At 69.4% G+C, this 13994-nt stretch carries 13 protein-coding genes; 1 reads left to right on the top strand and 12 read right to left on the bottom strand.

The genetic code is table 11. The features are described 5' to 3' along the window. Together B5F84_RS06970 and B5F84_RS06965 are read right to left on the bottom strand one after the other, a co-directional pair. Nucleotides 1–1164, bottom strand: a complete 1164-nt coding sequence (locus B5F84_RS06970; RefSeq protein ID WP_087322190.1) for an amino acid ABC transporter permease — start codon at nt 1162–1164, stop codon at nt 1–3. An 87-nt stretch (nt 1165–1251) separates the two neighbouring features. Beyond that, the gene (locus tag B5F84_RS06965) at nt 1252–2178 is read right to left on the bottom strand and encodes a transporter substrate-binding domain-containing protein (protein ID WP_143786070.1); all 927 of its coding nucleotides are present in this window, start codon (nt 2176–2178) and stop codon (nt 1252–1254) included. 267 nt (nt 2179–2445) lie between these two features. Here B5F84_RS06965 and B5F84_RS06960 point away from each other — a divergent pair, with 267 nt between their 5' ends. Further along, nucleotides 2446–3732 carry an L-serine ammonia-lyase, iron-sulfur-dependent, subunit alpha gene (locus tag B5F84_RS06960; RefSeq protein ID WP_087322188.1) on the top strand — a complete coding sequence of 429 codons (1287 nt, stop codon included), beginning with the start codon at nt 2446–2448 and terminating at the stop codon, nt 3730–3732. A 221-nt stretch (nt 3733–3953) separates the two neighbouring features. Here the strand turns inward: B5F84_RS06960 and B5F84_RS06955 are convergent, their stop codons facing one another. The 10 genes from B5F84_RS06955 to B5F84_RS06910 form a co-directional block, all read right to left on the bottom strand. Then, nucleotides 3954–4496: a methylated-DNA--[protein]-cysteine S-methyltransferase gene (locus B5F84_RS06955; protein WP_087322186.1), complete on the bottom strand. Its 543-nt coding sequence runs from the start codon at nt 4494–4496 to the stop codon at nt 3954–3956. 1 nt (nt 4497) lies between these two features. Further along, complete coding sequence (locus tag B5F84_RS06950) at nt 4498–5154, bottom strand: DNA-3-methyladenine glycosylase (protein ID WP_087322184.1); 657 nt, start codon at nt 5152–5154, stop codon at nt 4498–4500. Between the two features lie 68 nt (nt 5155–5222). Then, nucleotides 5223–7706 (bottom strand): tRNA (adenosine(37)-N6)-threonylcarbamoyltransferase complex transferase subunit TsaD, encoded by a 2484-nt coding sequence (gene tsaD, locus B5F84_RS06945; RefSeq protein WP_087322182.1) that lies wholly within the window; start codon nt 7704–7706, stop codon nt 5223–5225. A 553-nt stretch (nt 7707–8259) separates the two neighbouring features. Beyond that, nucleotides 8260–8766 (bottom strand): DUF3783 domain-containing protein, encoded by a 507-nt coding sequence (locus tag B5F84_RS06940; protein ID WP_087322180.1) that lies wholly within the window; start codon nt 8764–8766, stop codon nt 8260–8262. Next, nucleotides 8766–9353, bottom strand: a complete 588-nt coding sequence (locus B5F84_RS06935; protein ID WP_072373344.1) for a rubredoxin-like domain-containing protein — start codon at nt 9351–9353, stop codon at nt 8766–8768. The genes B5F84_RS06940 and B5F84_RS06935 overlap by 1 nt, the downstream gene beginning before the upstream one ends. A 97-nt stretch (nt 9354–9450) precedes the next feature. Further along, entirely contained in the window at nt 9451–9849 is a 399-nt protein-coding gene (locus tag B5F84_RS06930; protein WP_087322177.1) for a transcriptional repressor, read from the bottom strand. A gap of 122 nt (nt 9850–9971) precedes the next feature. Continuing rightward, on the bottom strand, nt 9972–10451 hold the full coding sequence (gene tsaE, locus B5F84_RS06925; RefSeq protein WP_087322175.1) for a tRNA (adenosine(37)-N6)-threonylcarbamoyltransferase complex ATPase subunit type 1 TsaE: 480 nt from the start codon (nt 10449–10451) through the stop codon (nt 9972–9974). Next, nucleotides 10448–11080 carry a uracil-DNA glycosylase gene (locus B5F84_RS06920; protein ID WP_087322173.1) on the bottom strand — a complete coding sequence of 211 codons (633 nt, stop codon included), beginning with the start codon at nt 11078–11080 and terminating at the stop codon, nt 10448–10450. Before B5F84_RS06920 ends, tsaE begins: the two co-directional genes overlap by 4 nt. A gap of 49 nt (nt 11081–11129) precedes the next feature. Continuing rightward, nucleotides 11130–12296 (bottom strand): alanine racemase, encoded by a 1167-nt coding sequence (gene alr, locus B5F84_RS06915; protein WP_087322171.1) that lies wholly within the window; start codon nt 12294–12296, stop codon nt 11130–11132. Between the two features lie 33 nt (nt 12297–12329). Continuing rightward, on the bottom strand, nt 12330–13943 hold the full coding sequence (locus tag B5F84_RS06910) for an NAD(P)H-hydrate dehydratase (RefSeq protein ID WP_087322169.1): 1614 nt from the start codon (nt 13941–13943) through the stop codon (nt 12330–12332). Between the last annotated feature and the right edge of the window lie 51 nt (nt 13944–13994).

Genomic DNA, 13994 nt, shown 5'->3' with positions numbered 1-13994 from the left:
TTACTCCTCCCCCACGAGGTTCTTGTCGGACGTGCTCCCCACCGGCTCGGGCTTGACGTCAAAGTGCTTGGCAAACTTCCCGAGCAGCCAGGACGCCACCATCGTGAGGAAGAGGTACACCACCGCCGAGATGAGGCTCGGCTGCAGCTGGTTGTAGTAGACGCCGGTTGCCGTGGTGCTCGCAAAGGCCAGCTCGAAGGTGCCGATGACCGAGAGGACCGAGGAGTCCTTGATGTTGATGATGAGCTCGTTGGAGAGCCCGGGGATCGCGAACTTGATGCCCTGCGGGAAGACCACCTTGCGCATGGCCTGCCACTGGGAGAGGCCGAGCGAGCGCGCCGCCTCCGTCTGACCCCGGTCGACGGACTCGATGCCGCCGCGCAGCACCTCCATCATGTACGCGGTGGAGTTGAGCGTGATGGTGACGAGGCCGCCGAGAAACGGCGTCCAGAGGCCGTTGATCTCCGTCGTGGTCATGCCCGTGCCGCGAAAGAGCGCAAAGATCGCCGGGTAGATGATCATGGCCTGGATCATCATCGGCGTGCCGCGGATCACGGTGCTGTACGCCTTGGCAAAGCCGCAGCCGAGCCTCTTCCAGAAGCGCACGAAGTCGTTGTCCGGCCGGTCGACGGTCTGGATGCGCGCAAAGACCAGCAGCAGCGCCAGGAAGAAGGCGAAGACGGTGCCAAAGACCGCCAGCTCAACGGTGGTCGCGAGGCCCGTGGTGAAGGTCTGGTGGTCGTGCTGGAGGATGTAGAGGATGCCCTGGAGCATGTCGTCCTGGGGGCGGGCCGAGGCAGCGGCGGCGGCCTGCCACGCGGACGCGACGCCCATGACCCCGCGGTCAGCCAGGAGCACGAGCGCGATCGCCCACACCGCGTAGGAGCCGTAGCGCAGGGCGCGGCGGGCGGCCGGCCTCACGAAGGGCGACGTCGTCCCGTAGCTGCGCCAGTGCGCGAGCTTGAGCACCAGGGCCGCGGCGCTCACCACGAGCCACGCCACCAGCAAGTAGTACATCACCAGCTCGACGGTAAACGCCTGGGCCAGGAAGCTCATCGCGGGGCGCGGCGAGCTGGAGAGCAGCATGCCCACCAGAGCCACGGCGGACGTGCCGAGAAGGACGTAGCGGTGGTCGCCCGCCACGAAGTCACGCAGTTTTCTCATGCAAACCCCTCGTACTTCTCGCCCCAAACGGGACGAGGGCCCGCGCCCCCGCCCCGTTCCAAGGCAGATCGCTGTTGTGCACCAGGCCTAGGCCGGCTGACGGTCCATGCAGTCGTTCCACATCTGCTGGCGCTCGTCCTCCGGGATGCCGGCGATGATCTCGTTGATCTTCTCGAGCGCAGCATCCTGGCCCTTGGCGATGGCCGCGTTGTCGGGCATGACGGAGCCCTCGAACTTGTCGGTCATCTCGAGCTCCACGAAGTCGGGGTAGGTCTCCAGCAGCTTGGGCACCGAGAGCATCGAGTAGGTGATGATGTCGCAGGTGCCGTTGGTGAGGCCCTGGACCACGAGCGGCACGGTCTCGGCCGGCGTCATGTGGTTGACGTCGGGGATCTGGTCGATCACGGTGTCGTACATCGTGGCGGCCTGGCCCAGGACGGAGGCGCCGGCGAGGTCGGCGAAGGTGGTGGCGCCGGCGTAGGCGGAGTCCTTGGTGGTGATCATGACGATGTCGTCGTCGATGTAGGAGTCGGAGAAGTCCGCGGACTGGGCGCGCTCCGGGTCGACGGACATGCCGGCGCAGACGATGTCGATCTGGCCGTTGTTGAGCGCGTCGATGAGGCCGGCAAAGTCGAGCTTCACGGCCACGGCCTCCATGCCCAGGCCCTCGGCGATCATCTTGGCCACCTGCACGTCGTAGCCGTCCGCAAAGGCGCCGGAGACGTTCTCGATGGGGATGGTGTACTCGGACTCCTCGGAGACCTGCCAGTTGTACGGGGCGTAGGCCGCCTCCATGCCCACGCGCAGCGTCGTGCCGTCGCCGAGCGTGACGGCGCCGTCGGACGCGGCGTCGGCGGCCGGTTCGTCCGAGGCGTCGGCGGTGGGCTCCTGCGCGGCGGGACCGCAGCCGGAAAGGACCATCACGCCCCCCATGCCCGCCACGAGGCCCGAGAGCTTGAGGAAGTCGCGGCGAGAGACTCTGTCAGATACGTACACGTGCGGGGTGGCCTTCATGGTGGTTCCTTTCCCTGTTTGGTAATCCCCTTCCGCGCGACGCAACCGGAGGGGACCCATTCCCCTCCCCCTTGCAAGCGGGCACACCCGATGCGAGAAAGTTACGCGCACGCTAGAAGAATACCGCGGGTCGAGAAGGACCGCGAGCTGATAGACTACTGGGAAACACCGCCGTAACGGGTGAGCGTGCAAGGGGGACAGGCACTTTTGCACGCTTCCGGGGCGTGCAAAAGTGCCTGTCCCCCTTGCACGTCGGGAAGGGATCCCATGGACCAGGAGACCTACGACGCCTACGTCGCCATCCTCGAGGAGGAGCTCGTCTGCGCGATGGGCTGCACCGAGCCCATCGCCGTGGCCTACTGCGCCGCGCTCGCGCGGAGCGCGCTCGGCGCGGCGCCGGAGCGCGTGGACGTGGCCGCCTCCTCCAACATCATCAAGAACGTGAAGAGCGTCGTCGTGCCCAACACGGGCGGCGCGCGCGGCATCGAGGCGGCCGCGGCGGCAGGCGTGGTCGCGGGCAACGCGGACGCCAAGCTCGAGGTCCTGGCCGGCGTCACCCCCGAGCAGGTCGAGGAGATGCGCGCGTTTCTCGCCACGCACGAGGTCACCGTGACGCCGAGCGAGCGGCCGTGGATCTTCGACATCCAGGTGCGCGTCTCCGGCGGCGGCCACACGGCGTTCTGCGAGATCGCCGGCTCGCACACCAACGTCATCCGCGTGGAGCGTGATGGCGAGGTTCTTCTCGACCAGCCCTTCGAGGAGGGCGCGGGCGAGAAGGACTCCGGGGCGGACCGCAGCCTCCTCTCTGTCGAGAAGATCGTCGAGTTTGCCGGCGCGGTGGACCTGGAGGACGTGAAGCAGGTCCTGGGCCGGCAGATCGCCTGCAACGTGGCCATCGCGCGCGAGGGGCTCACGGGCGGCTGGGGCGCGGGCATTGGCAAGGTGCTCCTGGAGGCGTACGGCGACGGCGTGGCCAACCGCGCCAAGGCCTGGGCCGCCGCCGGTTCCGACGCGCGCATGGGCGGCTGCGAGCTGCCCGTGGTCATCAACTCCGGCAGCGGCAACCAGGGCCTCACGGCCAGCGTGCCCGTGATCGTGTACGCGCAGGAGCTGGGCGTGGCGCACGAGGAGCTGCTGCGCGCGCTTGTGGTGTCCAACCTGGTGACCATCCACCTCAAGACCGGCATAGGCCGGCTCTCCGCCTACTGCGGCGCCACGAGCGCGGGCGCGGGCGCGGCGGCCGGCATCACCTACCTCTACGGCGGGCGCGCCGACGAGGTGGCGCACACGGTGGTCAACGCCATCGCCATCGAGTCCGGCATGGTCTGCGACGGCGCCAAGGCGAGCTGCGCGGCCAAGATCGCGAGCGCGGTGGAGGCCGGCCTTCTGGGCATGCAGATGCAGCGGCAGGGCAAGCAGTTCTTTGGCGGCGACGGCATCGTGGTCAAGGGCGTGGAGAACACGATCCGCAACGTGGGCGTTCTGGCCGCTCAGGGCATGCGCGAGACCGACCGCACGATCATCGAGCTCATGTGCGGGTCCGGTGCGTGCTAGGCGTGCGAAAGTGCCTGTCCCCCTTGCACGGCCTGCGTGCAAGGGGGACAGGCACTTTTGCACGGTTCGGCAGTTCGGGGACGCGCAATCTGGTTTTTCGGAAACCTTTGGCTACGCGTGATTTGATTTGAAGTTTTTAACGCGTAAACCCAGATTCCCGGTCAAATTACACTGTTTTTCTCGTTTACGCATCAAAAACCGCGAGCTCGAGAACGCGCAAACTAGAATTTCCGAAAAAGCGAGTTTACGTATGCCCCGTGCGGCCTTTCCGGCGCATGGGCCCGCTCAAGCGCGAGAAGGGCTCGCTTGCGCTCGAGGCCGCCGGCGTAGCCGGTGAGAGAGCCGCCCGCGCCCAGGACGCGGTGGCACGGGATAATCACGCTGACGGGGTTCCTGCCCACGGCGGCGCCGACGGCACGCGGCGACGACCCCAGCTCAGCCGCAAGCTCGCCGTACGTGCGCGTCTCCCCGTACGGGATGGCGAGAAGCGCGTCCCACACGCGACGCTGGAACGCGGTGCCGCGCGGCGCCAGCGGGACGTCGGCCACGCCCGGACGCTCTCCTGCGAAGTACGCGTCCAGCCAGCAACGTGCGGCGAGAAGAACGGGCGAGTCGGCGGGCTCGCCTGTCTCCGCGTCCTTCTCGGCACCCTCCAGCCCGCGCGCAAAGGAGCGCTGACCGTAGAACCATGCGCCCGTGAGCCCGGCGTCGTCGGCCGCGAGCAGCATCTTTCCCAGCGGGGATTCGTGGTCGCAGGTATGCATGTCACACCTTTCCCAACGATGGCTTGGTCTTGGGCGCATAGTCGCGCATTCCGGGGATGACGCCGCCCGCCACGGCCCAAAGATAGAGGCTGGCCACGCTGCCGTAGGGGCTGTAGCGACGCCGGTACTTCTCGAAGAGCTTGCGCGTGATTTTGCGATGATGGTAGACCATGCGCAGGCCACGCTGGATTGCCAGGTCATCAAAGGCCAGCACGTCGGGACGCTCAAGACAGAAGAGCAGGATCATCTCCGCCGTCCAGCGTCCGATGCCTGGTAGCGCACAAAGTGCCGCAATGGCCTCCTCGTCCGGCATCACCGCCACTGCGGCAAGATCGAACTCGCCGTCCGAGACGCACCGCGCAAACTCCCGTATGTAGTCCACCTTCCGGAAGGTCATACCAACAGACTGCAGCTCAGCAGGGGTACGCGCAAGCACGTGCGCCGCGTCCACCGTACCCAGGAGCTCCTGCAGGCGCGCCCATATCGTCGCCTGCGCCTTAGTGGAGACTTGCTGGCCCACGATGTGGTGCACCACGGAAGAAAAGACGTCAGGGTCCACCTCGCGGCGCACGGGGCCGATCTTCTCGATCAGCTCGCCGAGCACCGGATCGCGCGCCTTGAGGTAGTCCGTCTCCTCCTGTCCGTACCGGAAGTACATCGCACCCCTTCTCTCACCCCGCATCCACCTCTCGCAAAATGTGACGAAGGGACTGTCCCTTCGTCACATCACTCCCACACGGGAGGGACGGGGGCGTCGGGGGTGGACCAGGTGCCCAGGGCGGCGTTGGGGTCGGCGTCCAGCGTGAGCGGCGAGAAGGACCCGGCGTTGTAGCTCCTGAGCGCCGCGATGCCAATCATGGCCGCGTTGTCGCCGCAGGCGCGCATGGGCGGCACGGTCACGCGCACGCCGCGCTTCTCGAGCGCCTTCTTGTACGCCGCGCGCAGGCCCGGGTTGGCCGCCACGCCGCCACCGACGCAGAAGTCCGTCACGCCGGTCTCCTCCACGGCCGTCACGGCTTTGGCCACCTGCACGTCGATGACCGCGGCCTCGAAGCTCGCCGCCAGGTCGGGCAGGTTGATCGCGCGGCCGGCGCGGTTCTCGCCCTCGATGTAGGTGATGACGGCCGTCTTGAGGCCGGAGAGGCTGAAGCTGTAGTCACCGCTGTGCATCATCGCACGCGGGAAGTGAATCGCGCGCGGGTTGCCCTGTGCGGAGAGCTTGGAGATCACGGGGCCGCCGGGGTATCCCAGGCCGAGCGCCTTGGCCACCTTGTCGAAGGCCTCGCCCACAGCGTCGTCGATCGTGGCGCCCAGGAGCACATAGTCGCCCCAGGCGCGCACGTGGACGAGCATGGTGTTGCCACCGGAGACGATGCTCGCCACGAAGGGGGGCTCGAGGTCCGGCGTCTCGAAGAGGTTGGCCATGAGGTGGCCCTCGAGGTGGTGCACGGCAATGAGCGGCAGGTCAGCGGCCGCGCAGAGGCCCTTGGCAAACGCGACGCCCACCACGAGCGCGCCCACGAGGCCAGGGCCCGCCGTGACGCCCACGGCCGCGAGGTCCGAAGGCGCCAGCGTGTCCACGCCGAAGTGCTCGCCGGCGCGTGCAAGCGTCTCCTCGAAGACGCCCACGATGGCCTCGGTGTGCTTGCGGGAGGCGATCTCGGGCACCACGCCGCCAAAGCGCGCGTGGAAGTCGATCTGCGTGGCCACGACGCTCGCGCACACGACGCCATGGCTGTCCGTCACGGCCATGGCGGTCTCGTCGCAGGAGGACTCGATCGTAAGGATGAGCGGACCGGCGGCGGCCAGCGCGGCGCGCGCCTCGTCGCTGCGCGGCGCGGGCACGATGGGCCATGGGCGGATGGAGGGGGCGGGCTCCGGGCGGCCGGTCGCGATCACGGCGTCCGCCGCGAGCGGCAGCGGGGCGCGCAGAATGAGCGCATCGTGCGCGGGCTCGCCGGCGGCTGCCGGGTAGTAGCCCGGACGACGGCCCTCCTCCGCGAGTCCGAGCGCGCCGTAAAGGGCGCGGGCGAGCTCGTTCTTCTCGTCCACCTCGAGGGAGATCGTGCTCGCGCCGAGCATCTGCGCGTCGTAGGCAACGCGCGCCACGAGGCGCGTGGCGATGCCCTCGCGCCGGCGCGACGCGTCCACCACAACTTCCTCGATCTCAAAGTCGGCGCCGGCAAGCACGCCGCCCGCAAATCCGATGACGGTCCCCTGGTCGTGCGCGACCCACCAGCTGCGACCGGGCTGGGAGAGCTCCTCGTAGAACATCTTCTCGGTCCACGGCGTGTGCGCGGAGCCCTCGTAGGCCGCCGCCTCGAGCGCGGCCACGGCGGCGGTATCGTTCACCGTCATGGGGCGCAGCTGCAGGTGGATCCCCGCGAGCGCGTCATCCACGCCGGTGAGCTCCACGGTCGCCGGCTTCTTGAGGCCCAGGCGCGTGCGCTCCGCCTCCTCGGCGTCAGAGAGGCGGGTGTAGATGGGAAGCACCAGCGCCGGGTCGCCGGGCTGGGCCGCGGCGCCGTCAAACACGCCGGCCTCCACCGCCGCGCGGAGCAGCCCCTCGCCCGTGGGATACCACGCCTCCTCGGGCGAGAAGGACGCGAGCCCCGCGGCCTCAAAACGCGCGCGGTACTTGGCCAGGCCGTTTCCCGTGAGCGTGAGCTCGGCGGCGTCCGCGCGACCGGCCCACGCGGCCACGCAGGCATCCGCCTTGAGCACGGTCTCGGCCGGAAAGGTGCGGTGCGCGCCGGCCTCGTCAAGCTCGTAGATGCCGGGGTAGACCTCGCCGCGCATGGCGTCGCCGGCCACCGCGAGCGTGCCGCGCGCGCCGCCGGCATGCGCCGACCACGCCATCGCGTCGAGCGCGGAAGTTCCGTACAGAGGCAGGCCCGCGCCGCACGCCAGGCCCTTGGCCGTGGCGATGCCAATCCGCACGCCCGTGAACGAGCCCGGACCGCGCCCCACGAGCACGGCGTCGAGGTCGCCCATCGCAAGGCCCGCATCGGCGAGCGCCTGCTGCGCCGTGGTCACGAGCTCCACGTTGGCCTGGCGGCGACACATATGGTCGCGCGCGGCCAGCACCGTCACGGAGCCGTCCGCGCCCACGCGCCCGACGGCACACGCCAGCATGTCCGTGGACGTGTCCAGCGCAAGGACGATCTTCTCGGCAGAGGGCGCGACGGCCTCAGGGTTCTTCTCGCTCATGGGCGGCTCTTCTCGGTCGGGATTTCAACCCGTCTAGTGTAGCGCGAGCGGCACGGGCCCGTACTCCCGCAGTTCGCGCGCTGGTCCGGGGCGGCGTGCACGCCGGGGGGCGTGCCGGGCGGCGCGTGCCGGCCCGGTCAGCCGAGCGCGACGGTATTGGGTCAACGGTTTGATATGAGAATCCCCAACACATCAAACCCCCTACCCAATACCGGCGATAACACGGCAATTTGGTCAAAAATGAGGGCAAGATTGGGCTGATTCTTTGCGTTGATATAAAACCATTGACCCAATACCGTTCCAAAACCGCACGAAATCGTCCTCAGGAGATACGCGAGGGGCCAAAACACCCAATGTCGTTGTCTTCCCACGCGGTCGAGGCCAGCCCGCAGCCGACCGCGGCCAACCACGCAAAGGATATGAGCTCGGCCGCGCGGGAGGGGGCGAGACGCCCGAGCGCACCCGCAAGAGGAACCAAGGTCGGGCCCGGCGAGAAGAACCGCGCCAGGCACATCGACAGGACAGGAACGGGCTCGGGCGCGCCAGCGGCCGCCTACTCCGCCGCGCCCTCCGCGCCCTCCGGCCCCGCACCCGGCCCCGGCGCGCCCGCAGCCTGACCCGACCCCATCTGGCGGTGCTCCTCGGCCACGGCCTCGATCAGCTGCGCGAGCGGCCAGGCGCGGTTGACCTTCGTGATCAGCGCCTTTGCGTCCACGACGCACCCCGCCTCGCGCGAGCGCGCCAGAAACTCGTTCACCTGCGCGTCCGTAAGCCCGCAGAGCAGCACGAACTCCCCCACCGACGGCTCCGGCCCCGCAAACGGCACCGGCGCCGGCCGGAATCCCGGCAGCCGCGCGAAGGCGCCCGCCGCGTCGCCCAGCCGCTCGTACCCCGCCGTGCGCGCCACCACGCCCATCTCGCGCAGCACCGCCCGCACCGCCGCGCCCCTCTCGGAAGAGGGGTCAAGCCCCCAGAGCACCGCGCACGGCACGGGCCCCGAGGGCTTGACCTTCTTCGATCGGGCAGATCCGGCGGCCTTCTTCCTCGGCCGGCCAGCCATTAGCCGAAGTAGCGCTCGAGCAGGCCCTTGAGAGCCTTGCCGTGGCGGGCCTCGTCACGAGCCATCTCGTGGACGGTGTCGTGGATGGCGTCGAGGCCGTTCTTCTTGGCGCAGGCGGCGAGCTCCGTCTTGCCGGCGGTGGCGCCGAACTCGCAGTCAACGCGCCAGGCCAGGTTGGCCTTGGTGTCGGCCTTCATGTTGGGCTCGAGCTCCTCGCCCAGCAGCTCGGCGAACTTGGAGGCGTGCTCGGCCTCCTCGTAGGCGGCCTTCTCCCAGTAGAGGCCGATCTCGGGGTAGCCCTCGCGGTGAGCGATGCGCGCCATGCAGAGGTACATGCCGACCTCGGAGCATTCACCGGTGAAGTTGGCCTTGAGCTGCTCGAGGATGTAGGCCTTGTCCTCGTCGGAGATGTCGGCGTTGTCCTTCACGGTCTTGGCGTAGATGCCGTACTCGTGCTCGGCGGCGAGCTTGAGCTCACCCTCGACCTTCTCGAACTGGCTCGCGGGAGCCTTGCAGACCGGGCACTCCGCCGGCGGCTCGGCGCCCTCGTAGATGTAACCGCAGACCTTGCAGACCCACTTGTCCATCGTGAAACCTCCTTGTTGTCGCGTAGGTGGCGGAGCCCCTCAGCTCCGCCGTCCTCTCCTATGCACGCGGCCCGGGCGACGCCTGGGCCGGAGATGCCTAGCCCCGCTCCTCCCCGCATGCCTGGCACGCGGGGCAGATGCCATCAAACTGCAGCGTATGACCACAGATCTGATAGCCCGACGCGCGAGCGGCCGCCTCGTCGACGTCCCCCAGAAGGGGGATCATCACGTCGTCCACCCGACCGCAGCGCACGCAGCGCACGTGGTAGTGGGAAAACGTGCGATGGTCAAAGCGGTCCGCGCCGTTGTTGATGCGCACGCGGCCTATCGTCCCCTCGTCGGAGAGCCTGCCCAGCGTCCGGTAGACCGTGGCCTTGCCGATGCTGGGGTGCTCTGCGTGGACGGCGTCATAGACCTCGTCGGCGGTGGGATGGTTGGCCAGCGACCTCAGCGTCTCCTCGATGACCTGGCGCTGAACCGTGTTTCGTGCTGGCATGTCCCCTCCCCTCTCGCTGAGGAGATTCTAGCATATTGAGAGTTAATATCAACTGAGAATTTCTCTCAATTTTGGAGGGCGCGGGCGAGAAGAACCTGCGGCCCGTGACCTGGCAGGCCCCGTCAGAGACTCGCGAGAAGCTCCTCGCCGCGGGGGTCGTGCGCCACCAGGCGCACCTCGCGCGGGGGCTCCTCGCCCGGCGCGGCCTCATCGTCGAGGCGCGTCACGAAGACGTCCACGCGCGCGTCGCCGATCTCCTCGGCAAACTGCTCGCCCCACTCGATCGAGCACACGCCGTCAGCGCCGAGCACGTCAAAGATGCCCGTGTCCTCCAGCTGCTCGGGCGAGTCCAGGCGGTAGAGGTCAAAGTGGTAGAGCGGCATCCCCGCACCCTCGTAGACCATCTCGATGGTGAAGGTGGGGCTCGTGACGTCGTCGGTCACGCCCATGCCGGCGGCGATCCCCTTGGTGAGCTGGGTCTTCCCCGCGCCAAGGTCGCCCGTCAGCACGAGCACGTCGCCGGCGGCGAGCACGCGCCCCAGCCGCTCCCCCAGGGCGATCGTCTCCTCGCGCGAGGTCGTGCGGAAGCTCTTCTCGCTCATCGCGCACCTCCCTGGGCGGCGTCCGAGCCCGCGGGATGCTCCGCGAGCCAGGCCCCCACCATCGCAAGGTCCTCCTCGAGCAGGGGCTGCCACTCGGAGTGGTAGATGCAGGCCGCGGGGTGGAACGTGGGGCACACCACGAAGTGGCCCGTCTGGTGCAGGCGGCCGCGCAGCGTGGTCACGCCGGCGTTGGTGCGCAGCACGAACTGCGAGGCGAAGTTGCCCAGGCACACGATCACGTCCGGCCAGATGGAGCGGATCTGCTCGCGCAGGAAGGGCGCGCAGGCCTCGATCTCCTCGGGGCGCGGGTTGCGGTTTCCGGGCGGGCGGCACTTGACCACGTTGGCGATGTAGATCTCGTCCCGGGTGAGGCCCGCGCAGGCGAGCAGCGAGTCGAGCTTCTTGCCCGCCGCCCCAACGAAGGGCTCGCCCTGCAGGTCCTCGTTGCGCCCGGGGCCCTCGCCGATGAACATGACGCGCGCGTGCGGGTTGCCCACGCCAAAGACGAGGTTCGTGCGCGTGGCGCCGAGCGGGCAGAGCTGGCAGTTGCCCATGAGGTCGCGAATCTCCTGCAGGGAGACCTCGCGCGGCCCCTGGTGGTCGTGCCCGGGAATGTACATGACGGACATGAGGTCGAGCCCCCTTCTCTGCGCGGCGGTCGCGCGGCGCGTGCCGGCGCTAGGTGTAGATCTTCTCAAGGCGCATCCCAAAGTCGCAGACAACCTCGTAGTTGATGGTGTTTCTCAGGCGGGCCATCTCGTCAGCGGTGATGCGCTCGTCGCCGTCGGACCCGATGAGGGTGACCACGTCGCCGTACTCCACCGGCCGCGACGGGCGATAGGAACGGGCGCTGTTGACGTCCACCGCGAACATGAACTGGTCCATGCAGATGTTGCCCACCTGGCGGCAGCGGCAGCCGTCCACCAGGACGTCCATGTTGTTGGAGAGCTCGCGCGCGAGGCCGTCCGCGTAGCCGATGGGCACCGTGGCGACCTGGATGTTCTGCTTGGGCACGCGCCAGGTGAGCCCGTAGCCCACGCCGTCGCCCACGCTGGGGTAGACCGCGCGCGTCACGCGGCCGCGCACGCTCATCACGGGCTCGAGCTCCAGGCGCACCCGCGTGACGTCGGCGGGGTGCAGGCCGTAGAGGCCAATGCCCACGCGGCACATGTCGAAGCGGCACTCGGGGTGCATGACCGTGCCCGGCGTGTTGTCGCAGTGGACGAGCCCCGTTTCCAGGCCCGCCCCGCGCAGCGCCTCCACGGACTCGCGGAAGCGGTTGAGCTGGAGGGCAAAGTCCCAGTCGTCGGGGACGTCGGCGGTCGCGAAGTGCGTGAAGGTGCCCGCGCACTCGAGGCCCCGGTGAAAGTCGATGGTGCGGCGCAGCTCGACGACGTCGCCCCGGCGCACGCCGATGCGCGTCATGCCCGTGTCGAGCGCCAGGTGGTAGCGGGCCACGCGCCCCGCGGACGCCGCGGCCTCGCCTAGGGCGAGGGCAAAGTCGGCCGTGTAGACCGAGGGCATGAGGTCGTGCTCCACAAGCGTGCGCACGCAGTCGACGGGCGGCTCGGAGAGGATGAGGATGGGCCACTCGATGCCCGCCTCGCGCAGGGCCACGCCCTCGGCCACCGTGGCGACGGCAAACTGGTCGGCACCGGCGGCGCGCATGGTCTTGGCACAGGCCACGGCGCCGTGCCCGTAGGCATCCGCCTTGACCACGCACATCATCTGCGTCCCGCGCCCGATGAGGCGCCTGAACGCGGCGGTGTTTCTCCGCAGCGCGGCAAGGTCCACCTCGACCCACGCCCAGCGGCTCTCCGGGCTCCTCACCCTGTCTCTCTCCATGAGCCAGCGGCTCCTCCCCCGGCCTGGGCCGGACTAGTCCTCCTCGGGGTCCGTCGGGTACGTGGCGTGCTCCTCGACGGCGTCGGAGGCAAGTCCGATGACGTCGATGAGGTCGCAGGCCATGACGGCGTGCGAGCCCACGCGCTCCGCCGCGAGCGAGCCCGCGTAGCCGTGGACCTCGCACACGAAGGCGGCGAGCAGCGCCAGGTCCACGTCCTCCCCCGCGCGCTGCGCGAGGGCCGCCGTCATCATGCCGGCGAGCACGTCGCCCGAGCCCGCCGTGGCGAGCGCCGCGGGGCCCGGCTTGGGCATCACGGCCTGCTCCACGCTCACGCAGCCCGTCGCGGTGCCCTTGGTCACGACGACAAGCTCCGAGCCGCCGTCGGCCCACACGATCTTGCGCGCGGCCTCGAGCTGCTCCACGAGGGAGACGGGCGGGTTGTCCGGCTGGCCCACGAGGCGGCCGAGCTCGCCGCGGTGCGGGGTGAGCACGAGCGGGGCGGCGCGGCGCGTGAGCTCGGGAAACTCAGGCAGGCAGTTGTTGGTGAGGCGCGCCAGGCAGTTGAGGCCGTCGGCGTCGACGACGAGCGGCACCTCCGCCTGGAGCAGCGCCGAGACCACGGCGGAGGAGCCCCCCGTGACGCGCAGGCCCGGGCCCACGAGCACGGCCGAGGAGCGCGCGGCGAGCTTGGACACGATCTCGGCGGCCTCGCTCGAGACCACGCCGTCGGGGTCCTCGGGCAGCGGGACCACCGGGATCTCGAGCAGGTGGCTCTGGGCAACGTAGGCCGCGGAGGCCGGGATGGCCAGGGTCACGTAGCCCGCACCCATGCGCGCGGCCGCGCGAGCCGCCATGATGGCGGCTCCCGGGAAGCGGCGCGAGCCGGCCACCACGAGCACGGAGCCGCGGGAGAACTTGTCCACGGCCGTCGTGGGCGCCGGCAGGACGTCGAGGTAGTCGGCCAGGTCGGTGCGCCAGGCCACGGGGTCGGCATCCACCACGAGCCGGCCGGTCTGCTCGGCGAGCGGGGCCACCACGATGGCGCCGCACACGTCGCGGCCGTCATCGGCGAGAAGGCCCGGCTTCAGGGCGAGCATCGTGACCGTCATGTCCGCCACGATGCAGGTCTTTGCGGCAAGGCCCGTCTGCGCGGAGAGGCCGCTCGGCACGTCGACGGCAATGACGCGCGCCCCGCAGCCGTTCACGCACTCGATCCAGATGTCAAAGGGGGCGCGGACCTCGCCGTGAAAGCCCGTCCCGAGCATGCAGTCGAGCACCACGTCGGCCGTCGACAGAAGCCCCTCGAGCTCATCGCGAGAAGGACCCACCACGGGCTCGATGCCCGCCTTGAGCGCGCTCTGCGCCACCTGGCGCGCGAGGTCGCCGGAGAGCTGGTCGGGCTCGATCGGCGAGACCACCGTCACGTTGAGGCCGCGCGCGTGGAGCGCCTCCGCGGCGACCCAGCCGTCGCCGCCGTTGTTCCCCAGGCCCACGAGCACGACGACGCTCTCGGCGTCGCCCAGCTCCATGACCTCCTGCGCGGCGGCGCACCCCGCCCGGTGCATGAGCTCGGAGACGCTCACTCCCTCACGCGTGAGCGCCACCTCGACGCACTTGACATCCTCGGTGTTGAGTACGGGCTGCATATGCGATCACTCCTCGGGAGAAGTCGGGTTGGTTTCTGCGGGGTCGGGGTC

Origin of the sequence: Olsenella sp. An290 (assembly GCF_002159535.1) — a bacterium.
Taxonomy (GTDB): Bacteria; Actinomycetota; Coriobacteriia; order Coriobacteriales; family Atopobiaceae; genus Thermophilibacter.
The sequence above is the reverse complement of the archived record's forward strand: the minus strand, read 5'-3'. Positions and strand labels throughout refer to the sequence as shown.